Raw genomic sequence first — 23,609 nt, 5'->3', positions numbered from 1 at the left:
TTCGACTGTCTCGACCCTTTACTTTCCCTTTTCATCTTTACTTCAGGAAGTAACGAACATGGCAGCTAAGCAAGTCAAGTTTTCAGATGATGCTCGTAAACGCATGGCGCGCGGCGTCGACACGCTGGCCAACGCGGTAAAAGTCACCCTGGGCCCGAAAGGCCGCAACGTGGTGCTGGACAAATCCTTCGGTGCGCCGACCGTGACCAAGGACGGTGTATCCGTGGCCAAGGAGATCGAACTGAAAGACAAGTTCGAGAACATGGGCGCGCAGATGGTCAAGGAAGTCGCTTCCAAGACCTCCGACGCCGCCGGTGACGGTACCACCACCGCGACCGTTCTGGCCCAAGCGATCGTTGCCGAAGGCCTGAAAGGCGTAACCGCCGGCATGAACCCGATGGATCTCAAACGCGGCATCGACCAGGCCGTCACCGCAGCGGTTAAAGAGATCCAGGCGATGTCCGTGCCCTGCACCGACACCAAGTCCATCGCCCAGGTCGGCACCATCTCTGCCAACGGCGACAAGCGCATCGGTGAGATCATCGCCGAAGCGATGGAAAAAGTCGGCAAGGAAGGCGTCATCACCGTCGACGAAGGCCGTGGTTTCGAAGACGAGCTGGAAGTGGTCGAAGGCATGCAGTTCGACCGTGGCTACCTCTCGCCCTACTTCGTCACCAACCAGGACACCATGTCCGTCGAACTCGAAGACCCGTACATCCTGCTGGTCGACAAGAAGATCTCCAACATCCGTGAGCTGCTGCCGGTGCTGGAAGCCGTCGCCAAGCAGGGCAAGCCGCTTGCCATCATCGCCGAAGACATCGAAGGCGAAGCGCTGGCGACTCTGGTCGTGAACAACATGCGCGGCATCGTCAAGGTCGCCGCCGCCAAGGCGCCGGGCTTTGGTGATCGTCGCAAGTCCATGCTGCAGGACATCGCGATCCTGACCAACGGCACCGTGATCTCCGAAGAAGTCGGCCTGACCCTCGAGCAGGCGAACTTGGATCATCTGGGTACCGCCAAGCGCATGACCATGTCCAAGGAAAACACCACCATCATCGATGGCTCTGGTGCCGAGAACGACATCGAAGCACGCGTTGGCCAGATCCGTGCGCAAATCGAAGAGACTTCTTCGGACTACGACAAGGAGAAGCTGCAGGAGCGTGTCGCCAAGCTTGCCGGCGGTGTGGCGGTCATCCGTGTGGGTGCCGCAACCGAAGTCGAAATGAAAGAGAAGAAGGCCCGCGTCGAAGACGCGCTGCACTCCACCCGTGCAGCGGTGGAAGAAGGCGTCGTGCCTGGCGGCGGTACTGCGCTCGTTCGCGTCATGGCCAAGGTACAGGGCCTGACCGGCGACAACGAAGACCAGAACCACGGCATCAACATGGCGCTGCGTGCCATGCAGGCGCCGCTGCGTCAGATCGTGACCAACGCCGGCGAAGAGCCCGCCGTGGTCATCAACCGCGTCAAGGATGGCGAAGGCAACTTCGGCTATAACGCACAAACCAGCGAGTACGGCGACCTGTTCGAAATGGGTGTTCTCGACCCGGCGAAAGTGACCCGCACCGCGCTTCAGTCCGCCGGTTCCGTCGCTGGCCTGATGATCACCACCGAGTGCATGATCGCCGACGACCCGGAAGAGAAAGACGCCGCGCCGGACATGGGTGGCATGGGCGGAATGGGTGGCATGGGCGGCATGATGTAAGCCCCTACCCCCTTTGTAACGCCCCTTGGCTGGCCTTTCACGGCCAGCCTACAAGAACCCCGCCTGGTGCGGGGTTCTGTTCGTTGTAGCTGACGCTTTTGAGCGCTTCAAAGCGTGCTACCATGCGCGCTTTTACTGACGCCAAGGTCATTCACCGTGCTTTCCCGAATTCGTATCGTGCTCGTTCACACCTTTCACCCCGGCAATATCGGCGCCGCCGCCCGCGCCATGAAAACCATGGGCCTTGTCGATCTCGTGCTGGTCAACCCGCGCGAATTCCCTAGCGATGAAGCCACGCGTCTGGCCGCCGGCGCCACGGATGTGCTCGAATGCGCCCGGGTAGTGACGAGTTTGAACGAGGCGGTGAGCGACTGCGTGCAGGTGATTGGCGCCAGCGCCCGCCTCAGAAGCTTGCCGCTGCCCCACTTCGATGAGCCCGATGAGATGGCCCAAAGCGCCGTTGAGAACGCCGAGCACGCTCCGGTGGCGCTGGTGTTTGGCCGCGAGCGCTCCGGGCTCACCAACGACGAGATTCGCGAGTGCACCCATCAGGTGAGCATTCCCGCCAACCCGAAGTACGGCATTTTGAACCTCTCCCAGGCGGTGCAGATTCTGGCCTATGAGGTACACCGTGCCTGGCGCCGGCGCCCACAGAGCGGCTTTAGCTACCAGCGCCCGGTCGAGGCAACGCCCCCGACCCGCGAACAGCTCGACCACTTTCAGGCCCACCTGGGCCGGCTGATGCGCGAAAGCGGCTTTCTGACCCAGCCCCACGCCCGCACCGAAGAGCAGCTGCAAACGCTCTTTACCCGCGCCGAACCCAGCCGCAAGGAACTTTCGCTACTGCGCGGTCTCTTGAGCGCGTTCGAAGCGCACCTTCCCAGGGATCGATAGGCAGCGCTAACTGACTTGAGCGCACAAAAAAGGCAGCCGAGGCTGCCTTTTCGCTTGCAGGATACGTTGTCAAAGCCACATGGCGCCGAGCCAGCCGAATGCGATCAGCGGCAGGTTGTAGTGCAGGAAGGTCGGCACCACGCTGTCCCAGATGTGATCGTGCTGGCCGTCGACGTTGAGCCCGGAGGTCGGCCCGAGGGTCGAATCCGAGGCCGGCGAGCCCGCGTCGCCGAGCGCGGCGGCGGTGCCCACCAGCACGACCGTGGCCATCGGCGAGAAGCCGAACTGCACCGCTAGCGGTACGAAAATCGCCGCAATGATCGGAATGGTCGAAAACGACGAGCCGATACCCAGGGTGATGAATAAACCGACCAGCAGCATGGTCAGCGCGGCAAGCCCCCGATTGTCGCCGAAGATCTCGAAGGCACCGTTAACCAGCGCGTCGATATCGCCGGTCGCCTTCATCACCTCGGCAAAGCCCGCCGCCGAGATCATGATGAAGCCAATCAGCGCCATCATGCGCATGCCGCTGGTGAACAGGTCGTCCGCCTCGCGCCACTTGAAGATACCGCCCATCGACAGCACGCCGATTCCCACCAGCCCGCCCAGAATCATCGAGCCGGTATAAAGCTGAAGCCCGAGCGCGGCCACGATCGCTACGGCGGACATGACCAGCCCCAGCGCGTGCGGTTTCGCCGGGGTGGTCGAGATCATGGAGGTCGTGGCCGCCACCTCTTTTTCGGCGTAGCCGCGCGGGCGCCGGTAGCTCAAAAAGAGCGCCACCAGAAGGCCAATGGCCATGCCGCCAACCGGAATCGCCATCGCCATCGGCACCATCGAGCGGGTGATTTCAAGCCCCAGCGGCTCGCCGGCGCTGTTGAGGTTGGCAAGCAGGATATCGTTGAGAAAGATCGCGCCAAAACCCACCGGCAGCAGCATGTAGGGCGCGGTGAGCCCAAAGGTGAGCGCGCAGGCCACTGCCCGGCGGTCCAGCTTCAGCCGGTTCATCAGCGCCAGAAGCGGCGGCACCAGAATGGGTATGAAGGCGATATGCACGGGGATGGCGTTTTGCGAAAAGATCGCCATCAACAGCACCGCACCAAGAAGAATCCACTTCACCCGGCTCTGGTGCGCCGCCGAGGACTCCTGGCCCAATAGCCGAATCAGGCGGTTAGCGAGCATGTCAGGGAGACCGGAGCGTGAAATCGCCACCGCAAAGGCGCCGAGCGTGGCGTAAGCCAGCGCTACCTGAGCGCCGCCGCCGACGCCGTCGTTGAAGGCGCCCAGCGTATCCTCGAGGGACAAACCGCCGACCAGCCCCCCGACGATGGCGCCTGCCACCAGCGCGAAAACCACCGAGACACGCAAAAGCGACAGCGCCACCATCACGAGCACTGCAATCATGACTGCATTCATTGAGTTACCTAAAGCCTTGTAGAGCGTTGTTAGCCTGTTAAAAAGCGCAAGGCGGCGAATATTAGCAGAATCGATCGCGTTTGAGCAGGCGCGTCCAGGGGCTGGCAGCGGCGTAAAACACGCTACGACTTTAGTCGGCAAGGGATTGCTGCCTTGCAGCATTGTGCCTAGGCTTCATTTTTCGCGCGACCCACTCGACTGAACCTCGATCAAGGCCCTGACGCTCATGAGCATGTTGGCGATTCTGATTTCTCTCGTTCTACTGATGTTTCTCGCCTACCGGGGCATTTCGGTACTGCTGCTGGCACCGCTCATGGCGTCACTGGCAGTTCTGCTCTCCGGCGACGCCGCCCTGCTGCTGCCGGTCTATACCGATACGTTCATGGGGGCGCTGGGCGGCTACGTCACCCAGTTCTTTCCGCTGTTCATTCTTGGGGCGCTGTTTGGCCAGCTGATGGCGGACTCGGGGGCGGCGCACTCGATCTCGAGGGGTATCGTCAAACGGCTGGGCACCCAGAACGTGGTGCTGACCGTGGTGATGGCCTGCGCGGTGCTCACCTACGGCGGGGTGTCGCTGTTCGTCGTGGCGTTTGCGATCTACCCAATCAGCCGCGAGCTTTTCCGCGAGGCGAATGTGCCCAAGCGCTTAATCCCCGCTTCGATCGCGCTGGGCTCGTTCACCTTTACCATGACCGCACTGCCCGGCACGCCGGCGATCCAGAACGCCATTCCGATTCCCCACTTCGGCACCAACAGCTTCGCCGCCCCCGGCCTTGGCGTGATCGCGGGGCTGATCATGCTGGGGCTGGGCATCGTCTATCTTCAGTCGCGGGTGCGCAAGGCCGCCACCAGCGGCGAGGGCTACGGCACCCATACCGAGAAGGAGCGCGACGACCAGAGCGAAGACGAGCCCGCCACCATGGCGCTCGGGCTTGCGCTGATTCCGCTGGTGATGGTGATCGGGCTCAACGCGCTGTTTACCTACGGCGTGTTCCCGGCGATGGATTTGAGCTACATCGACGCGGCGTTCGACAACGTCTCGGCCGAGAACCAGGCGGGGCTCTGGGCGATTCTGATCGCGCTGCTGGCCGCCGCTGCCTGGCTTACCATTACCCGCTGGCGCCACTGGGCGGATCTCAAGGCGACCGTCAACAAGGGGGTCTTCGGCTCGCTGCTGCCGATCTTCAACACCGCATCCGAAGTGGGCTACGGCGCGGTGATCGCGAGTCTTGCCGGCTTTGCTATCATTCGCGATGCGGTACTCAACGTCTCGCCGGGTAACCCGCTCATTTCAGAGGCGCTCGCCATGAGCGTGCTGGCCGGCATCACAGGCTCCTCCTCCGGCGGGCTCTCGATTGCGCTGCAAACCCTGGGCGATGAGTACCTGGCCATGGCGCAACAGGCGGGCATCGACCCGGAGCTGATGCACCGAGTCGCGACCCTGGCCGCCGGCGGTATGGACACCCTTCCCCACTCCGGCGCTGTGATCACGCTGCTGGCCATTTGCGGGCTGACCCATCGCCAGTCCTACGCCAACGTGGCGATGGTCACCATCGCACTGCCGCTGGCCGCCCTTGCCAGCGTGATTACACTGGGCACGCTGTTTGGCAATTTCTGAGGTCAGCGCGGCGGAGCCTGCATCGGATCAACATTCTTTACCGTTTGACCGGGTAGCATGAATCCATGCACCCGGTTTCGTAGTCGGTTAGGCCTGGTCAGGTTGTGTCGGCAGCTGATGCCCCGATCAAACAATTTAGCCTTTGCTAACAATGCTCGATACGATACGCTTACGCCCCACGGATATTTTCCTTCACCAGCAGTAAGCCTTGACCATGAGCGATGAATCCACGCCCAAGCGCCCACTGCGCAACGGCCCTAGTTTTGACGCGCTCCCCCCCGTAGAGCAGCACGCCCGACAGTACGAAACGGTGCGCAACGCCCATGAAACCGAGCTGATCGAGGATTACGTCGAGCTCATTGGCGATCTTCTGGATCATCGAGGCGAGGCACGGGCAGCGGATATCGCCAACCGTATGGGAGTCAGTCAGGCCACGGTGTCGAAAATGATTCGTAGGCTGAACGAATTGGGGCTGGTCACAAGCCAACCCTACCGCTCGCTGTTTCTGACCGAAGAAGGCAAAAGGATGGCGCAGGTTTCGCGCGAGCGCCACGACATCGTGCTGCACTTTCTACGCGCGCTCGGCGTACCCGATAGCACAGCGCGCATCGACGCCGAAGGCATGGAACACCACGTCAGCGACGAGACGCTCGCCTTCATGCAGCGCTTCACCGACGAACACAGCCGCTGACAGCGGCGTTTTGGCTCAGCGCGGCCCCAGCGCCGAAAGCCGATTGATCTGGGTAAGCCCCTCGTTCCAGACCATCTCGATATGCGTGGTCTGCACGATTTCCTCCACGTGGCGCGGTGTCATCAGTGCCCAGCAGGTCGCGCCTTCATTTCGTACCGAGCGGTAGCGAAGCCCCGGCGCCCCGGCGCGTTTGAGCCCATGACCCAGCTCGCGCGAGGCGCTGTAGCTCTGCGCATCGAAGATCGGATGGTCCTGCGCTAGTGCCAGCGCATCACGACAGCCCTGCTCGTCGAACGCACAGCGCAGCCCGCGAAACACGAAGCGCTCGAAACGAAGCCCTTCCACTCTTTCCCAGTACCTTTTTTGATGGTGACTCACCTCGGCAATGGCGGTGGCGAGCGTATCGGCGATGTAGAGCACGCCGAAGCTGCCGTCGCTAAAGCGGGAGCCGTTCGGGTTGACGTGAGTAAAGGCGGCCGCGGCGTAAGAGCAGCCGCGAATGCGAAAGGGAATTTCATCACACGGCAGCAGCGAAAGCTCGCCAAGCTCATTCTTGAGGCGTGGGTTGGTCATCGCCTGTAGCCGGTAGAGCGCCTCGAACTCCTCGGCGTCGGCGACGTCGTCGAACAGGGCAATCGGTGGAAACTTGCTGTTGATCAGCCGGTAGCCCTCGACTCGCCGAGGTGCCAGCACCGCCAGTGACTCCGGCGCTACCACTGCGCGCCTCGTAGGCTGTCGATGCGCTTGAAGGTCTCGTAGAGAGCGCCAAAATCGCCGCCGCCGATCACCTCCAGCGGCGCGCGGCCGTTGAAGTAAGGGCTGTGATTGACCAGATTGACGAAGTCGTAGACGTTCTCCGGGTTCTCGAACAGGGTACGCAGCGCGGCATGAATGTTGAGCAGGTAGCTGATGCGCGTGAGCTGGTCGCTATCGAGTTTGATTTCGGTCAGGTCGCCACGTCGAGCGCGCGCGTAGGTGGAGTGCGACACGCGCAGAATCGCCTCACCCTGCTCGCCGCTCGCCCGCCACCTGTCGAGAATGCGCACCGCGGCTTTCAAGCCTGCCGCCGCCGCGGCCTTATTGGTCGATAAGTCGCTAGCCGTTTGCATCGCGAATCTCCAAAGCAGTTATCTACAAATACTAATTCATCGAAAAAGTATCTGCAAACAAGACTCGCGACCATTTATTCGCGCTCAATGACCGGGCGCGCAAGCCCGATGCGCCCAATCCCGGGAAGCTTGAGCGCCGGGCGCAGCACATCGACCCCCAGGCTCAGCCCCAGTAGATTCAACTCGATGCCCTCATCAATCGCGAACATTACGCCGAATACGCCACCAAGCGAGAACTGATAGCCGGTACCGCTGGGCACCGGCGCCCAGAAACCGCCGAAGAGATAATCCTTGCCCACCGCCGTGACCGGCAGCACCACATCGAAACCGTCGATCTGGCGCACCATCCAGGCGATGAAACTGTTGCTGTTCGGCCCCGGCCAGACGCGATAGCGATCCGCTTGCGGGTAGCGCGACGCGGCATCAGCAATCTGCGGAATCAGCCGCGCGGCGGCATCCCCCCGGTAGTCGGCCAAAAGCGTCGGCGCCTGGCCAAACCAGGCGCGATCCGGCGTATCGCTCGACGCCACTACCGTCGGCCGGCGCCAGCTCAGCACCTGATGCAGCCGATAGCTATCCGCGCCCGCCTCCTTGGCGGCAATCCAGATATGCACGCCAAACGCCCCACGCCAGCTAAAAGCGCGAGCGGCGTACACCTGCACCACCGCTGGCGCGTAGGCCTCGGGCAGCGGCGCAAGCCCCGCGGAGTCGCGATTGGCGCTGGACCAGCTGCCGCCGGTCTCGACCCGGTCGGTCAATAAAAGCCACGCGGGGCCTGCCAGCAGCAATGCCAAAAGGAGGATCAAGCTCAAGAACCAGAGAAGCAGCGTTTTCATGGGGTGTCTCGATAAGGAGAATTAACTCGCTTTAACGAATTCGCGCGGAGCCTGCTCCAATAACATAAAAAGTAAAAATTACTCTTAAAGGTAAATGCAATAAACCTTCCTTTAAAACTCGGCAGTTTATGTTTTCTAATTTTCTATAGCGGAATTCGAGAAATGTTTACCTAATAGTTAACATTATTCCCCACAATATTGATAACGTCATGATGCTAACAATTTTCACTCTACGCCCAACACTTGCAACGTTTGGCGATCCGCTGCTCCTGTAGGAGTGAGGCCCTGCTGCTCTTGGAAACTACGCATTGCACTCCTTGAACCAGATCCCCAAACACCATCCGGTGTTCCTGCATCAAAACCGCCAGCGTTAAGCATCGTTTGAATAGCCCGATAGTCATCTTGGGTAAGATCCAGCGTTGTCCAACCGCACGCTGCGGCAACGGTATCGATCGGATCCTGGACACCTGCAAGGTCAAATTCGGCATCGTGACGTTGGCCGTTGCTATCCGTTATCCGGGTAAAGAATTTTTTAGCGTTGTATATTTGACGAAGTAGCGACTCTGCTTCGTTACCGAAAAGACCGGCTCCTTTATTGGAGGTAAGCTGCCCCCAGCGCGTCGACTCAGCCGGTAATGTATCAATTCGGTAAGTGACGTCCAGCGTATTGCGGCGAAAATCACCTCTCAAAAAATCATCCTGCAAGAATACGAATGATGTTTCCCTTTCACGGCACTGTGCAACAAGCGCGGTCAAGCCGCTAAAATTACCTGATTCATATGCTGAATAGTTAATTGCAATAAATCGCGGACTATCGTCAATAGCAGCGAGCTCTTCCTCAACAGTCCACCATCCTACTATCCGGTAACCTTCCTCATAGGCCTGTTCGAAAGGTGCCAAGCTATAATCAACATTTGGGTAATCAGGATTAGCCCAAGGCAGGCTTTCAGCTGTATCAACCATCGTGCTGTCAGCACGTTCTTCAGACATGACGCTTTCCGCTTGAACAGGCCGGTTCATTGCAGGAAACGCAATACCGTAACGAGCCTGATAATAGCCCATCTGCAACTGAGCTAAAGTCAGCTTTTCTGTTTGAACACGACTCAAAGCAACAGCTTGAATCAAGCCACCTGAGGATGCAGCCTCATCTTCGGCAGCCTCTACGCGTAATTGTTGAGATGCCATTTCTCCCAAAAGCTGCTCAGCGCGCTCTGGATCGGGCTCAACTGCTGGAAGAGTAATTTCTAATGAGGCTCCACCTACTTCTGCTTGTTGGCGGGCTTCAATCGTTGCTCGCAGTAACAGCAATGCTTCTCGACGGGTTTGGGCAAGTGTCTTGATTAAGCCGCCTTCATAAGAGGCAAGCGTTGCATCAGCATCAGCAATCTGGTCATTAAGCGCAGCGATCTCGGAACCCAATGAAGCACCTGCTTCGGCAAAGACCGCCCCGGAAAAGCAGGAATTAAGCAAAAAACCGTAGCGAGCTTACGCATCCGATACATAGAGGTTAACTCCTCCTAGACATGGGCTGGTTTTTAATACACAGAGACTAAGCCAAATAACTCATTAACCTTAATCCACCCCAAGCGCTTTGACCACTGCATCAATCGGTTCGGCATAGAAGCTGGTCTGGAACTTGGTGAACAACTCTCCGGGGATGGTAGGAATATCCATGGCGCTGCTCATGGGTAGGGTGATGCGCTTTCCACCGGCATCAAAGGCAACCTGCAGGCATTCCGCTAGGCTTTCGACAGGTTTCAGGCTGCCCCCTAGGCTCATATCGCCCAGCACGACCATTTGGCTTTGAGTAGGTTTACCTACCAGGCCTGAGGAAAACGCGACCAAGCTGGCGAGCGAAAGGTCACGCAAAACGCCGCTATTTTGTAGATCGACCACATGAAGGTGGAAATCATGCTCCAACGCCTTGCGGGCACCACTGATGCGGCTGGCGTTGGCCTTGAAGTAATCAAATGCCATTTTGACCTGCTCTTTGGCGGCGGTGGAGTTCCAGAGCCCTGACATGGCCAGCTTGCCGCTGCCTGCGGTTACCTGCATTTCGATGCGATAAACCCCCGGCATGCCTTTATCGCTGAGACCAATGGTATGCACCACGCCTGGCTTGCCCTGGCCTTCTGGAATCAGGCCGCCACCGCCCTGCTCTTTCACCGACACAAAGTGCTCTTCCAGGGTCTCTTTGTCGATGTAGCTGAAGTGGACATCGTAAAACTCCATGCCACCAATCTTTTTCAGCTGTTCTTTCACGCGGCGACGTACCTGCATGGCGTATTCCAGGCAATCGCGTACATCGTCTTTCATCAGCCCTTGTGAACCGCCGCCATGGGGAAACATCAGCTTCAGCAGGCCCGACACTGTTTTACGCACCGCGATCACGTCACGCTGGTTGAGGTTGTCACCCAACGAGAAGTAGCGATCAATAGCATCGGCGAAGCTGCGCTTACGCATCTCACGGAAAAATTCGGCTAGGTAATCAACGATAAACCCATAGCGCTGAGTGAAGAACGAGGGCCGCATCTTGGGGATTTCCCAGCCGGGAATATAGGCATGGAAGCGATCAAAAAAGGCGGCATCAATCATGGCTTCGGGAAATGGCGTCAATAGGTGGCTGGTTTTCACCAGCGACTCCACGCTTTGGTTGATGTTGCCCACAAATACCATCGAGGCTGAGGCTTCCATCTGCTCGCGCCCACGGGCAAAAGAACCAGAGGCCATGTAATCCTTCATGATCTGCACCCCGTCCTTATCCTTGAACGAGATGCCGGCCACTTCATCAAACGCCACCAAGTCCCACATACCCACCAGGCCAATGCGCCGCGAGCTCATGTTGTAGAACAGGTTAGCCACCGTGGTTTGCCCGCCGGAGACCAAAATGCTGTTGGGCGAGCACTCTTTATAGATATGGCTTTTGCCGGTGCCCCGCGGTCCTAGCTCGCAGACGTTATAGTTGTTCTCGACAAACGGAATCATCCTGGCCAGCAGATGCCACTGCACGCTCTCATCCAACTCGGCAGGTTCCATACCAATCGAGCGAATCAGCACTTCACGCCACTGAGTATTGGTGAAGCCACGACGCCCTTCAAACAGCTCGTCCATGTTCATGTGGGGCATCTGAATCGGCTTGAGCAGGCTAACGCCAAACGGCGAGCTTGTTTGCCCCTCTTCATGAAAGTAGCTGAGCGTGGCAATCACCCAAATACCGCCTACCAGCAACTTCTCGTGCTCTTTAACAATGCCTGCAGAGATTTCGGCATCTTTGATGCCCAGGTTACTGAACGCCGCTTCATAGCGGTCTTTTTTCTCATTCAGACGCACCGTGACACGATCAATCACCTTGAAGCTGCCGCGCTCACGTACGATGGATTTCACTTTCTCCGCTTCATCCGGGCGAACGTAGTTATCCGTTAAAATCGCCTTGACGTTTTCTAACCCCTTAGCGATCACGTCGGTATCGTCAGAGGCGCAGTACATACCCAACAGGTACTCCAGCACATACACGGGCACATTAGCGCCCTCTTTCACGCGCTGGGTGAGATCCTTACGCACCACGCGACCCGCAAAGTGCGTGTTGAGCAGCGTATCCAGATCAGCGTCCTGAAGGGCATCCTGAAGGGCATCGGTCACGTGCGTGGCGGAAGATGAGTCAAAATCCATGTGGGCGGTCACTCCTGAACGACGAAAAAAGCACAATGCACAAACATAAAAGCTTCCCAGCTGATGACGGGCCTAGAAAAAATCATCCGTAAACGCGAGATCAATCACCACCCGGTAGCGCTCCCGCTCGGTGCCCAGATCTTTATCGCGCAGCACCAGGAAGTAGTCGTTTTTACGGTCGAATGACGTGCCTGATAGCGAGAGGCGCACCGACTTCATGCGCTCGTTCATATTGTCGCTTGCGCTATCGAAGGTCACGACCTCTTCACTGGAAACCACCTCGCTGCCCGCGTAAATCGCCACCGACAGCGTGACCGGGCGGAGGCGCTCGCTGACCGCTTCGGTTTGCAGCAGGTCAAAACGCTGAATGTTATTAACCATCTTCAGCGATGCCTTGGGTGAAATGACTTCCACCTTGCGGCTGGTACGCTTTTCCACCTTTTCACCCCGCAGCTGCTGCACGGTGAGCACCGGCACCACAATTTCCTGGGGCATAATGCCCCCATGTACAAACCGCGCCCCGCCGACAAAGTGAAAACGGTGCGCGCCTTTAGGTATCCAGAACTGGGTGTCGCAGTTAGTGCCTGCGGTATCGCGGGTATGGCCGTGCCACACGCTGGAGTTATCGGGCAGCGACTCGCCCAGCACATAGCGCTTTTTGCTTTTGAAGGCCGACGTTGGCTTGTCTGACAGCGCCGTGCGGTCGGTAGCATCCAACGCGCTGCGCTGGAACAGGAAACCATGATCGGCGGTGACCAGCACCGTGCTGGTGTTCAAGTGCATGAGAATTTTACGGGTCAGCTGATCCAGTTCATCAATGGCATCCTCCACCGCTGCGAACGTCTCGCTTTCGGTGTTAGCGGCATCCCCACGGGCATCCACCACGTTGTGGTAAACGTACATCAGCTGCACGCCTTTGACCTTTTCGCGCCCCTCTTCACGGCTCCAGCCTTTTACGTCCTCGGCGGTCACGGCTAACGCCTCCCCGCCTAGCGCGGCTTTAAGTAACTTGCTGCGGTTCGCTGTACCCTGGGTAGATTGGCCGTTCACCAGCACCGTATCGCTGCCCGGCTGGTAGCTGAGCTCTCGGTGCGGTAACAGCGAGGCCATCCCCAGCGTGGTGTAGCTAGGCACCACACCCAACTGGCTTTTTAACGTTGCTTCGCTGTAGCGCTTGGCATTAATGCGCTCACGCAGCTCTTGTGCCGCTTCATAGCGTAAAGCATCGCTAATCACCACCACCACACGCTTTTGACGGCTAGCGCCTAGCTGGGGCTGCACCCAGTCGCGGTAAAAGTGTTGCTGGCTGGGGATATTGGGCAACTTCCAATGAGTGAGCCGCTGTTCGGCTTCCACGCGCTCGCTCCAGTTACGGGTGAGCTGGCCCAGGAACCACTCGTCATAACAGCGCTCAACAGCGGCATCCAGGTTTTTAAGCAGCTCCACGCCGGTGGCATCAGACGCCACGGCATAATGGCGATAGGCGGTATCAAAACGGTAGAGATCTGTTTGGTAAGCGTGGTAGAGCGCCTCAACACTCTCGTAATGAAAGCCTTTAGCATGCTGGTGACGCAGGCTAAACAGCGCAATCGCTGCCGTCAGTGCGGCATACAGCTGCCGATAGCGCTCGCGGCGGGCATCGTTTTTATGCCGCGATGCCCAATAACCGTCCAGGCGCGCCACAATGATGCTGTCGAACAGTTTCAGGTCGCGGGCATCCGCTGTGGGTATCGCCTGGCAGAGATCGACAATGATCTGCTTCTCCACCACCTCAAACGTCGCCACATGGCTTAGCTGCTCTAACGGCACATCCTGCAGCTTGTCATCAATGCGCTGGGCATCCGCCACCCACCCGGAGATCACATCAAACGCGGGGTAAAAGCGCGAACTATCCCGCCAGCGAGTGAGTAGCGCCCGCGAAGATGCACGCGCATTAACAGAGGGAATGGCCACCTGACGCGCCCAGTCAGGAATATCAGAAATGCTCTCGCAGTAGCCGGTAATCAATAACCGCAGCATTAGCTGGCCGAAGTTCAGCGGCGCTTCACCGCTGAGTTCTGCTTGGCTAGCGGGGTAACCCACCTCAGCCTGCAGGGCGCGCACCCACGCAGGCACCAAGGCGTACTTCTCGGCCTCGACCAACGCCGCTGGGTTGGCCTCTAACCCTAGCTCGTCTGTTACCGCTTCTTCAGCCAGATGAAACAGCAGCGTGGCGACGTCAATTGACGTTGCCCCGACCACCACGGCCAGCATCGCCAAATCCAGCTCATCTTCACTAATAGAAGGCGTGACCAAACGCTTCAGGGCCTCAATACGCTTACGACTGGCTAAAAACGCCTGCCGCTGCGCCAAGTGCTCGCGCAGTACGTGGCGTGTTAGGCCCAGCTCGTTGAAAATCATTGAGACGCGGTCGGCATAGAAGCGGCCAGAGTACAGCTTGATATCCAGCAGCCAGTCCTCTTCTGGGGCCGGCTCGGCAGAGGGAAAGTAGAGCAGCGTGGGCATTTCCGGCTCTTCCAGCTCCAGGCGTAGCTTCACACCAAGGGTAGACTCCCCCGCCATGTTGATCACCTGAACGCCTTCCAGCCCAAGCTCGCTGAGCGACTCAGCAAAGTGGCCAGGGGCGTCGTACCAGAAGACAATCCGATGGCGGTCGGTGAAGAAGGCGTGTTGTAAGCCCTGCTGGAGTTGTTCGAGCTGCATCTAGACTCCTTGCCCATACCGCATAGATCAGCGCACTGAAAGGCGCTGTTCATCCCTGCGGGTAATCAGTGATTAATAAAACGTAAGATAATGGCCGAATTCTATCACGCGCAGTATGAAAAGCGCCGAGTCAGTGGCGCGCTACGCTCAGTATGTTTCCAGCCGGGAGACCACACGTTCAACCGGGGGTCGGTAGCTTTCTCCAAACAGGAGCAGATGGTTCAGTAGCGGGTAGAGCTGAAAAAGCGCCTCTCGCCTTGGCCAATCATCGGGGGCGCTGCCATTCCAGTACGACTCAAAAAAAGCCGAACCGGGCGAGCCGAACAGCGTCAACATCGCCAGATCCACCTCTGGAAAGTGGCGGTAAACAGCAGGATCAATGATCGCGGGGCCTTGGGGCGTGAACAGCACATTGCCCGACCATAAATCGCCGTGAACTAAGCGGGGTGAAGCATCCGGCAGCCATCGCTCTAAGCCGTGAGCCAATGTTTCAAGGCGTTGACGCAATCCGTGATCCAACAGCCCCTGGTCATAGCAGGCGTTAATGAGCGGCAACAAACGTCGCTCGCGCTGAAAAGCGCGGCCATCCTTCATGGGCGCATTGGGTTGGGGCGTTTTACCGCAGGCATTATCGCGGGGCCAGCCGTGCTCGCTCCCCAAAAACCCATGCAGCTTACGCAGCCCCTCCCCTAATGCTGCCTCATCGCCATGGCGGTGAGGTACTGTTTCTAACGCCTCCATCACCAGCCACTCCCCCTGCTGGGCAAGCACCGCCGGCACCAACAAGCCGCTATTAGCGTTGGCGAGCGCCTTTAACCCATCGGCCTCACTCGCTAATCGAGCGGGGTGATCGCTCTTCACCACCACATCCCCCCCACGGGTCTGTAGCCGATACGTCGCTGCACTATCACCACCACTAAGCGGTTGAAGCGCACCCTGGGGGCTAAGCCCTGCTTCGTGTAACAATGCGGTGAGCGTGTGATTCATACGCTAGCTCTCATAAACATCCACGCTTAACTCAGTGCCGAAAAACCGAAAGCCAAGACAGACAACCTTACTCCGAAGGCTCGCTCGTTAGGCTTTTCACCAGTGCGATAGCGCGGCGTATAACATCCACAATGGCTTGCATATCTAATTGGCCGTTGTGAACTGCCTGACGGAAGTGCTCTCTAAAACCAACTACATATTCAGTTCATAATTAACGAAATCATTCCATTCATCAATTGCTTCGTCGAGAGCTCTAGAGTGGTTGCGTATCGCATCCTCTTGCTCACTTACAAACTGCTGTATACAAATACGATACATATCTACTTCATTATTAAACATATCTACTTCCCACTGAGACTGAAACTCATAAGGCTTGATAGGTTTAAAGCAACTGTGGCTAGCCTGCCAACGATCATGTGCAAATAATTCCGCAGAAGCGAATACAGAAACTAAGGCTAAAACCATACTAACTTTCATAGAAGATTCCCCTGTAATGGCTCTCTTTTTGATTTTTCATTTCTATCTGAAATAAAACTATAAAAACTTTCTGAGGAAGAAAGCGCTTTCTCTAACACACCCATGTGCACCATAGAAACATACAATGCCAACGAGTAAGCTTGACAGTTAATTGATTTAACGGGATTAAATTCAATATCTGTAAATGCAGAAAAGCCTACAATTTTTTCAGATAAATGCTTATTTTTTTGCAAGGCATTGATATACAGCCAATCATAAAAAAAAGTCTTCGGCTCGATAGGGAAGTTTTTTCCAAAAAAATTAAAACTGACTACTTCACCTGACTCTTTAAGTCTTGGATCTTTCTTTGCCTCTCTTGAACTTTTATCTAGCAAATCTCTATAAGGTCCACCTTTCTCAAATACCTTACTCGACTGAAATGCAGACTCAACTGAAAAAAATCGCTTTTTATTATTTGTCTCAATCATCAAATTGAACGCACTTAACGATACTCCCACTTCATGCAATGACTTACTTGACACTTCAAGTATTGGTGAAAATCCATGTTTTTCACTAGCTTCATGAAGTGACAATACTGACTTCTGCTTTTGTGACTTAGACATACCAGGAAACCATTGAAAATCAATCTCAAAGATCTCAACACCTGGTACACAACCAGTTTTCACAGGTATAAAAAGAGGCCTTTTCGCCATATCATGCAGTCCTTCTTTTTCTAGAATATTCTCGTGACGAAAAAAAACTGGCATCGACAAATGAATTTTTCCCAGGATAATAAAAATCAAATTGATCCATGGCACTTTTGGAATCAAAAATGAATGCGCTAATCTTATCAGCAGAGACTTTATCCAAAGAAAGCACTTCTGCTTGAGGATTAGTAGGGTCATACGTAGCTAAAGGAAGTAAAGATCTTGAAGCATCGTCCAGATCATCGTACATTTCTTTGAGTGCCGAAACAGTCCCCAAGCTACGTTTATCTTTATAAATCATTCGCCTGTCTGCTGCATTGTATTTGCAAAATAGGCAATTATTTTCCCACAGCACCGACTTGTCTATCACTAGCATAACCCAAGTAATACTAGGATCTTTGCAACGATACTTATAAAACATTTTATAGTTTGGAAAACCAATTGATAAAGATACTGATTCCCTTACTCCATCCAGCCTAAGGGCGTCGTTATATACATAACTAGCTCCACTAACATCCAACGCCGTCCTTGTTAACAATCCATTAGAAATTATATTGGGTATATTATATGCCTGTGTAAAATGCACCAGATATGGTATCTCCCTGACACTTACAAAATCTTTTATTTCATTTATCTTGTCAAATACACATGAATTAGAATTAGTTGCACTATCATTCTCTATTTGGGTGACAGCACACACCTCTTTTTTTTCATTATCATCAACTTCAAGTGAAGGCTTATTCTCCACAAAAAGGCTATTTACTGACTCTTTATCTTGCATTTCCTGAGACAAACGACTTATTCGCAGCAATGCTTCACGACGCTCCAAATCAGGCATAGCATCTACAGCAGGACTGCCTGACTTTTTATAAGACGTTTCTCCCCTATCATATCTCTCAGAGCTGTTTAGCTCATAAACCCAAACAAAAAACAAAATGACCAGAATAACTAAAAACGCCAACATAAAAACCCATCCTTTAATAGTGGTCTTAATGTAATAGTTTAAGAAACTTTTTCCAAATACTTGGATTCAAAAAAGGAAATTAAGCTTTCTGGGCTTTTATCTAAAGCTTCATAAAGCTTGACAACATCCTCATCTATCGAGTTATTTAATTTAATATAGCTGTCATAAGACAGCCTACCATCCTTAGCCATTTTTTTAGCTTCTTCAGCTTTTTGTTTTTTTCTTGCAACATCTTGCATGATAATAGACCGTATTTTTAGCTCACGCTCCTTCTTTACTTCTATCAACTTGGCCTTTGTTTTTTCAACCTGCTTCTCAGCTTCGGCGTCCAAAACATTAATGCCTTCCTGAACAGCACTTAGTGTATTGCTGGCAACACGCTTTGATTCATCTATGTATTGCTGCGTTTTGGCAGCAGGTTTAGCAATAAGCATCACCAAACCAGATAGCGTAATAAATGGAATCGCTATGTACGTTAGGTAGACTCCAACATACGTCACTGTAAACAGTGTTACTAGATAGAGACCTAGCGTTGTCCAAAACACAAATGCAGCTTTTTCGTACATTTCCCCACTCCCTTTCTTTTATTATCTATCCAATTATAATTTTAATTATTTTCCAACGACCTGCTTCACTTCCGCCAACAAATCCCCAAACTTGCCGTAATTCACCTTCACCCCATCATCCAGATCCAGCGAGATACGCTGGTCGGCGTAGTGGCGCAGCTTCTCATCGAAGGTGTTGAGTTCGGCTTGCTGCTTGTAGAGCTTGCTTAGCTCTTTTTCGATGCTTTTAGCTTCGGCGGCGGAGGTGCTGGCGTCTTTGTCTTGCTCTAGCTTTTCCACGTAGCTGGCGAGCTTGGTGGTGAGCGGGATGACGTAGTCAGTGCGCATCTCGGCCAGGGTGCTTTCGTTGTAGCGGTGCAGGTAGACCAGGCACTCAAAGGCTTTCTGCTTACCGGAGGAAAACAGCCAGTAGATGGGGCGTTTTTTGTAGGTACGCAGGTGGTCTTTGAAGAACTGGGTGCTGAGGTAGCGGCGGATGGTGTCCAGCGCGGCCTCGCCTTTCTTGGGTTTGATGGCGTGAAGGCAGAGGCTTTCGGCGACGAAATCGAGATTTTCTTGCAAATGTACCTCGCCCCAGACGGTGCGCAAGAAGTCGCGGAAGCGGTTGGTGGCGTCGTCGGGGAACCATTCCTGATCAGTGAGCGGGATGATGGCGTTATCATCTGGGGCAAAGCTAGGCGCGGGGATCTGGGCTAGGTAGTCGCGGACGGTTTCTCCCTGGCTGGCGAGAATCAAGCCGGGCTTGTCCAAAGAGTATCGGCCCACCATGCAGCCAACCGAATATGATGCAAGGTCAGCAACTATCCCGGTTAGATATTTTTCATAAGCAGAAGAGTAGCCCCCCTTGTTATTAAAATACAAATTTGAGTTCAGAGATATATCTTCTACGGCAACCATTTTTTTAGCAAGAGAGCCATAGTCTTGACAAATTAGCGAGTAGTTTTCCCTCTCTATAAAAAGCAGGCTTTCTGATCTATCTCCATGCTTTTTACCAAGAGCGAGAAAACTTTCTTTTAAACTTCTATAGTTTTTTTGTGAGACTAATGAGTTTGCTCTGAATTCGAAAGAAAGCTCGCTCTCATCATGATCTTCTTTGGAGATATCGATTGCCTTCGTCACGTTGGAATTGATTTTTTCTGAGCCAAACCCATGCTTTGGAAAAGGAACTCTTGCTATGTCTCCAACTTGAAATGTCGAGCTAGGGTTGAGCATTTCCATAAACTCTACAATCTTGGGAGAACACATCAGCGCAAGAACATCATTCAGCTTTTCTTTATCCATGAAAGCTGAAGACCCTTTTACGTCAAACATGCTTCCAGCAGGAGAGTACCTGGCTGCGAACTTTTTTGTTGCGATATCTGACCAAGTTATAGATTCTTTGAATTGATATTTTTTGGCTCTTACTGGAGCGCCATTATAATCCTTGGGTAAGCCATGAAATCTGTGAATATCATCTCCCTGCCCCCCCCAGTTAACAACTAGATCTCTGTTTCCATACCATTTTCTCCATTGCCCACCTTTATTATAAGGATACCATTTGGCATCAAAAGTGATTGATTCCTGGTTATTTTTGCAATTTAGCTGTATGTTGCCGAAGCTCACCTCGTGCCAATATCGGACAAATATCTCGTTTGACCCCGTGTGCATGCCCACTTTAATTTCTGCGATATCACCGATAGCGCCCATGGATATGAAATTGTTGTATGTAACATCGTCAATCCAATAAGCTATCGGCCTGCCGGGTATCTTTATCAGATCACTCGGCTTTGCTTCATATAGCCAGTTGCATTCGCGACTTTGGGCGGCTTCTAGTAGTGAAGCGCTCTTTTCAGCTTCGCTTTTTCCATCCACGAGCCGTAAATAAACACCACAATAGTTAGGCTTCGCTATTTTCTCCATCACAAAAGCGGTGGCAGATACGACTTCTCCGCTGATGCTGTCAAAAGCCCTGCCGCCAAGGTGGGCCATAGTAATTATAGTGGTTTTTTCCATCAGCCATGCTCGCAGCTTTTCGTAGCTGGAGAGAAACATCCACGACTGCATATTGATCTGGGCGTTGTAGCCCTGCGGGGTCAGCAGGCTGAAAGCGTGCTCCATAAAAATCGCGAACAGATCCGACTTGCTGTTGGGGTAGGCGTTTTTGGCGTAGTCCTTCAGCGCCTTATTCATGCCTTTACTGCCCATATACGGCGGATTCGCCACTACCGCATTGTAGCGCTGCGCCAATACCCAAGCCTGCTGCACTACCGGCACCAACCGCTGAGCGGCAGCTTTTTGCATCATATCGCCGCTGTTGGTGAGCTCGCTTAGTTCCTCCAACAGTGCTTTCAGCGGTGCTTCCCATTCATGGGGCACTTCAATCAGCGAGCCGAATGTTTTGGCATCTTGAAAGCGCTCAATTAAGTCGGCCATCAGCTTGTAAGTGGCGTCGTTGCTAGATAGGTCTTGCTGCTCGCTATCAAACAGGCTTTGGGATTGGCCCTGGTGCCAGTCGCCGGTAAGGTTGAGATCTCGCCATAAAGTTTTGGTATCCAGGTGCTGGCTGCTTTGCATGGCCAGCACGTTCATGCGCACGTTGCGGGTTAAAATCCGGCGGTCGTCTTCGCGGGCTTTCATTAAAAGCGCAAAGCCTGCCAACTGGGCGGCGCGGTCGTCGATGTCCAGGCCGAACAGGTTGTTTTCCAGAATCAGTTGGGGAATATCGCGGGTACGGTAGCCACGCTCTTCGTAGATCGCCTTCAGCACGTTGTAGGCTTCCACCAGAATGTGGCCGGAGCCGCAGGCGGGGTCGAGTACCTTGATGGTCTCGGGGTCGAGGCTGGCCGGGGTGATGGCGTCCAGCTGTGCCTGTACCTCGGGCTCCTGCTCGGCGGGCTCGATGTAGTACGGCATTTCGGCCTTGAGTGGCGAGCCTGGGTAGGTTTGCAGCCACTGGCGGCCTACCGAGTTCTGTACCAGGTATTGCACGATCCAGTTGGGGGTAAACAGCTGAGTGGCGGCGGGGATGTCTTCGCTTTTCACCACTTTACCGATCACCTGGTCTTTTTTCTCGCTGATGTAGAACTGGTAGAGCCAGCCAATCACTTCTACATCCTGCCAGTCCTCTTCGGGAATCGCCTCGACCAGCTCGCGGATCAGTGAATCGGTTTTGGTCAGGTTGTTGGGCAGCAGCAACTCGCTGGCGTCGTCCAGCGGCTCGAACAGGAACGGCATGGCCTCGTGCAGCGCGTGGCACTGGCCCAGCAGCAGCTCGCGGTAGAGGGTTTCATCCTGGGTGCCGTCGAGCTTTAGCTCGTGAACGCGGGCGGTGTCCAGCCCTGGTAAATCCACCTCTAAGCATTCATCCAACAGTTGGTATTGCCCGGCTTCGCCCCCTGCCCCGCTCAGCACGCGGCGGCCGTGGTCCAGGTAGCCGTGAATTTCCATATAGCGAATGGCGCACAGGCGGTTAAACCAGCTGTAGGCGGCCTGCTCTATCGCTTGGGTAAACCCATCGCGCTGCACCCACGCGGCCAGCGCTTCCCGTGCGCCTTTCTGGTGGGCGGGCACGGTGTGGGTTTGGCCATCCTGGGCGGTCATCACCAACACATCGCCCTTTAGCTCCAGGGGGGCAATCAAAGCGCCACCTTTGCCATCGGGGCTAATGCCCACCCGGGCCGCTTGGCGCGTCATGGTGTCGATAAAACGGGCGCGGGCTTTGGGGGCGTATTTTTTGATGTTGCCGGTGTTCATTGTGAATCCTTGAAAGTGTCTTGCAAAAAGCGCTGGCCTTTAGGCGTTAAGCGGTACTGTTGAAGGCGGCTATTGGGCTTTTCGGGCAGCGTCATTTCGATAAGCTGCTGATTCTGAAACCACGTCATTTGCCTTTTCAGCTGCCCCGAAACGCCCTTGTGACCAAGGGCCTTGGCAATCTCGGCTTTACCCAGGGGCCGGTCGACCAGGCATTGAAGTATCTTATCGGCCAGACTTGACTCGGGCCGTGACTCGGGCCGTGACTCGGGCCGTGACTGGGTCATTACTTGTCCAGCATGCCGTTGTTCAAGCGGCACAATAAAGCGTAGCCGGTTGGCCACCTCCTCAATGCGTGGCTCTGGCAGCCCTTGGGCGGCAGCCTCGGCAAAAATACGCTTTACGCCGCTGCCCCACTGCTCAATCAGGCCAAGCTCACGAAATACGCGGGCAATCACTGGGTTGCGAATCATCGAAACGCCGCGTTTCATGTCTTCAATCGTCATGCCGGGCATCAGTAGCCCTGGGCTTTCAATCTCGATACGGTCGTCATAAAACGCAATGCGTATGGGGCTGCCGCGTTGGGAGTAGTCGCTGTGTACCAAGGCGTTAATAATCGCTTCACGCAGGATGGTCAGCGGGATACTCCACACATCGCGGCGACGCATAGCGCCAAACTCTGCCTGCTTGAAGGCATGTTTTTTAAGAAACAGCTCGATGTCATCAACTGCTTGGGGTAACGGCGCGTGAATATCTGTCTGGTCGAAAATCTCGACCTTATCGTTACCGCGAAAACGGCCGCACTGAATCCAGGCATCTTCAAAGTGCCATTGGCGCTCGCGGCCAAACAGCAAAATTCCGCCCACGCTGGGTACCAGGCGACCTTGATACGAGACAAGTAGCCGTAACGTGCGAAGCTTATTGTCATCAAGCAGTTGTTCGCTGCTGAAGGCTTGCTGTATGGCGTTTTGGTCAAGGTCGTCACGGCTCAGTTCAAGCATGGGCTGAACGTCAAAGGTGGTTCCGCTCGCTTGGCGCTGCATTTCCTGGATGAGCGCCAACCCCGCCTGCCGATTGCTGGAACCGAGCCGCACCAGCACACCGTTTTCTTCGCCAAACGCTTTGAAAAAGTGTGGGCGTGCGCTACTCAAAAACACCTCAATACACACCAGGGTATGTTCGCCCACGCTCACCAGTTCAATATTGGGTAATAGCCGAGGGTGAATGGCATCCGCGATCATGCTGGTAAGGCGCTCTTCCATATCCAGCGGATCATCCACGCCTAGCACGGTACCATCATCGTCAACACCAATGATCAACTGGCCACCAGCCGTATTGGCAAAGGCGACCAGTGTTTTCATCAGAGGCTTTGGCGATGATAGGTCGCGCTTGAACTCAAGCTGCTTGCCTTCTGGCTCGCTTAAACGCTGCTCAATGGTTGCGGTGGTCATAGGTGTCTCGTTGACTTTTCATGTTTCTTTCCGCTTCGCTGTCCCGCGTCCCAGGACGCGGGACGGCAGTGAACAGGCATATTGGCCGTGTCAACAAAAATCGTTCGAGCA

General features: G+C 54.9%; 18 protein-coding genes. 4 read left to right on the top strand and 14 right to left on the bottom strand.

The window, feature by feature from the left end; all coding sequences use genetic code 11:
• Nucleotides 1–58: 58 nt before the first annotated feature.
• A complete protein-coding gene (gene groL / locus ACGK9R_RS05050) occupies nt 59–1,702 on the top strand; it encodes a chaperonin GroEL (RefSeq protein WP_394578858.1) in 1,644 nt (547 codons plus the stop codon).
• Nucleotides 1,703–1,858: 156 nt separating this feature from the next.
• Nucleotides 1,859–2,596: an RNA methyltransferase gene (locus ACGK9R_RS05045; RefSeq protein WP_394578856.1), complete on the top strand. Its 738-nt coding sequence runs from the start codon at nt 1,859–1,861 to the stop codon at nt 2,594–2,596.
• A gap of 69 nt (nt 2,597–2,665) precedes the next feature.
• Here the strand turns inward: ACGK9R_RS05045 and ACGK9R_RS05040 are convergent, their stop codons facing one another.
• Nucleotides 2,666–4,012 carry a Na+/H+ antiporter family protein gene (locus ACGK9R_RS05040; protein ID WP_394578854.1) on the bottom strand — a complete coding sequence of 449 codons (1,347 nt, stop codon included), beginning with the start codon at nt 4,010–4,012 and terminating at the stop codon, nt 2,666–2,668.
• Between the two features lie 226 nt (nt 4,013–4,238).
• Here ACGK9R_RS05040 and ACGK9R_RS05035 point away from each other — a divergent pair, with 226 nt between their 5' ends.
• Together ACGK9R_RS05035 and mntR are read left to right on the top strand one after the other, a co-directional pair.
• Nucleotides 4,239–5,630: a GntP family permease gene (locus ACGK9R_RS05035; protein ID WP_394578852.1), complete on the top strand. Its 1,392-nt coding sequence runs from the start codon at nt 4,239–4,241 to the stop codon at nt 5,628–5,630.
• A gap of 214 nt (nt 5,631–5,844) precedes the next feature.
• Entirely contained in the window at nt 5,845–6,321 is a 477-nt protein-coding gene (gene mntR, locus ACGK9R_RS05030; protein WP_394578850.1) for a manganese-binding transcriptional regulator MntR, read from the top strand.
• Between the two features lie 15 nt (nt 6,322–6,336).
• Here mntR and ACGK9R_RS05025 read toward each other — a convergent pair whose 3' ends face one another.
• The 13 genes from ACGK9R_RS05025 to ACGK9R_RS04965 form a co-directional block, all read right to left on the bottom strand.
• The gene (locus tag ACGK9R_RS05025) at nt 6,337–7,038 is read right to left on the bottom strand and encodes an RES family NAD+ phosphorylase (RefSeq protein ID WP_394578848.1); all 702 of its coding nucleotides are present in this window, start codon (nt 7,036–7,038) and stop codon (nt 6,337–6,339) included.
• Nucleotides 7,032–7,430, bottom strand: coding sequence for an antitoxin Xre-like helix-turn-helix domain-containing protein (locus ACGK9R_RS05020; protein WP_394578846.1), 399 nt, complete (start codon nt 7,428–7,430; stop codon nt 7,032–7,034). Before ACGK9R_RS05020 ends, ACGK9R_RS05025 begins: the two co-directional genes overlap by 7 nt.
• Nucleotides 7,431–7,504: 74 nt before the next feature.
• Nucleotides 7,505–8,266: a DUF3750 domain-containing protein gene (locus ACGK9R_RS05015; protein WP_394578844.1), complete on the bottom strand. Its 762-nt coding sequence runs from the start codon at nt 8,264–8,266 to the stop codon at nt 7,505–7,507.
• Between the two features lie 225 nt (nt 8,267–8,491).
• The gene (locus ACGK9R_RS05010; protein ID WP_394578842.1) at nt 8,492–9,685 is read right to left on the bottom strand and encodes a peptidoglycan-binding protein; all 1,194 of its coding nucleotides are present in this window, start codon (nt 9,683–9,685) and stop codon (nt 8,492–8,494) included.
• 153 nt (nt 9,686–9,838) lie between these two features.
• Nucleotides 9,839–11,935 carry a protease Lon-related BREX system protein BrxL gene (gene brxL, locus ACGK9R_RS05005; protein WP_394578840.1) on the bottom strand — a complete coding sequence of 699 codons (2,097 nt, stop codon included), beginning with the start codon at nt 11,933–11,935 and terminating at the stop codon, nt 9,839–9,841.
• 72 nt (nt 11,936–12,007) lie between these two features.
• Entirely contained in the window at nt 12,008–14,638 is a 2,631-nt protein-coding gene (pglZ, locus tag ACGK9R_RS05000; RefSeq protein WP_394578838.1) for a BREX-1 system phosphatase PglZ type A, read from the bottom strand.
• Nucleotides 14,639–14,785: 147 nt separating this feature from the next.
• Nucleotides 14,786–15,625, bottom strand: coding sequence for a fructosamine kinase family protein (locus tag ACGK9R_RS04995; protein WP_394578835.1), 840 nt, complete (start codon nt 15,623–15,625; stop codon nt 14,786–14,788).
• Between the two features lie 192 nt (nt 15,626–15,817).
• Entirely contained in the window at nt 15,818–16,102 is a 285-nt protein-coding gene (locus ACGK9R_RS04990; RefSeq protein ID WP_394578833.1) for a hypothetical protein, read from the bottom strand.
• Nucleotides 16,099–16,794: a DUF6977 family protein gene (locus ACGK9R_RS04985; RefSeq protein WP_394578831.1), complete on the bottom strand. Its 696-nt coding sequence runs from the start codon at nt 16,792–16,794 to the stop codon at nt 16,099–16,101. Before ACGK9R_RS04985 ends, ACGK9R_RS04990 begins: the two co-directional genes overlap by 4 nt.
• Nucleotide 16,795: 1 nt before the next feature.
• Nucleotides 16,796–17,752: a DarT ssDNA thymidine ADP-ribosyltransferase family protein gene (locus ACGK9R_RS04980; RefSeq protein ID WP_394578829.1), complete on the bottom strand. Its 957-nt coding sequence runs from the start codon at nt 17,750–17,752 to the stop codon at nt 16,796–16,798.
• Nucleotides 17,753–17,790: 38 nt separating this feature from the next.
• Nucleotides 17,791–18,318, bottom strand: coding sequence for a hypothetical protein (locus tag ACGK9R_RS04975; RefSeq protein WP_394578827.1), 528 nt, complete (start codon nt 18,316–18,318; stop codon nt 17,791–17,793).
• A gap of 45 nt (nt 18,319–18,363) precedes the next feature.
• Nucleotides 18,364–22,050 (bottom strand): BREX-1 system adenine-specific DNA-methyltransferase PglX, encoded by a 3,687-nt coding sequence (gene pglX, locus ACGK9R_RS04970; RefSeq protein WP_394578824.1) that lies wholly within the window; start codon nt 22,048–22,050, stop codon nt 18,364–18,366.
• Nucleotides 22,047–23,498, bottom strand: coding sequence for an ATP-binding protein (locus ACGK9R_RS04965; protein WP_394578822.1), 1,452 nt, complete (start codon nt 23,496–23,498; stop codon nt 22,047–22,049). The genes pglX and ACGK9R_RS04965 overlap by 4 nt, the downstream gene beginning before the upstream one ends.
• Nucleotides 23,499–23,609: the final 111 nt, after the last annotated feature.

Origin of the sequence: Halomonas sp. HNIBRBA4712 (genome assembly GCF_043558675.1) — a bacterium.
Lineage (GTDB): Bacteria > Pseudomonadota > Gammaproteobacteria > Pseudomonadales > Halomonadaceae > Vreelandella.
The sequence above is the reverse complement of the archived record's forward strand: the minus strand, read 5'-3'. Positions and strand labels throughout refer to the sequence as shown.

Bases quoted from the DNA above. Each gene is read 5' to 3' on its own strand.
- groL (WP_394578858.1), top strand. From the start codon at position 59: ATGGCAGCTAAGCAAGTCAAGTTTTCAGATGATGCTCGTAAACGCATG.
- ACGK9R_RS05040 (WP_394578854.1), bottom strand. From the start codon at position 4,012: ATGAATGCAGTCATGATTGCAGTGCTCGTGATGGTGGCGCTGTCGCTT.
- ACGK9R_RS05035 (WP_394578852.1), top strand. From the start codon at position 4,239: ATGAGCATGTTGGCGATTCTGATTTCTCTCGTTCTACTGATGTTTCTC.
- mntR (WP_394578850.1), top strand. From the start codon at position 5,845: ATGAGCGATGAATCCACGCCCAAGCGCCCACTGCGCAACGGCCCTAGT.
- ACGK9R_RS05020 (WP_394578846.1), bottom strand. From the start codon at position 7,430: ATGCAAACGGCTAGCGACTTATCGACCAATAAGGCCGCGGCGGCGGCA.
- ACGK9R_RS05015 (WP_394578844.1), bottom strand. From the start codon at position 8,266: ATGAAAACGCTGCTTCTCTGGTTCTTGAGCTTGATCCTCCTTTTGGCA.
- brxL (WP_394578840.1), bottom strand. From the start codon at position 11,935: ATGGATTTTGACTCATCTTCCGCCACGCACGTGACCGATGCCCTTCAG.
- pglZ (WP_394578838.1), bottom strand. From the start codon at position 14,638: ATGCAGCTCGAACAACTCCAGCAGGGCTTACAACACGCCTTCTTCACC.
- ACGK9R_RS04995 (WP_394578835.1), bottom strand. From the start codon at position 15,625: ATGAATCACACGCTCACCGCATTGTTACACGAAGCAGGGCTTAGCCCC.
- ACGK9R_RS04990 (WP_394578833.1), bottom strand. From the start codon at position 16,102: ATGAAAGTTAGTATGGTTTTAGCCTTAGTTTCTGTATTCGCTTCTGCG.
- ACGK9R_RS04985 (WP_394578831.1), bottom strand. From the start codon at position 16,794: ATGGCGAAAAGGCCTCTTTTTATACCTGTGAAAACTGGTTGTGTACCA.
- ACGK9R_RS04980 (WP_394578829.1), bottom strand. From the start codon at position 17,752: ATGTTGGCGTTTTTAGTTATTCTGGTCATTTTGTTTTTTGTTTGGGTT.
- ACGK9R_RS04975 (WP_394578827.1), bottom strand. From the start codon at position 18,318: ATGTACGAAAAAGCTGCATTTGTGTTTTGGACAACGCTAGGTCTCTAT.
- pglX (WP_394578824.1), bottom strand. From the start codon at position 22,050: ATGAACACCGGCAACATCAAAAAATACGCCCCCAAAGCCCGCGCCCGT.
- ACGK9R_RS04965 (WP_394578822.1), bottom strand. From the start codon at position 23,498: ATGACCACCGCAACCATTGAGCAGCGTTTAAGCGAGCCAGAAGGCAAG.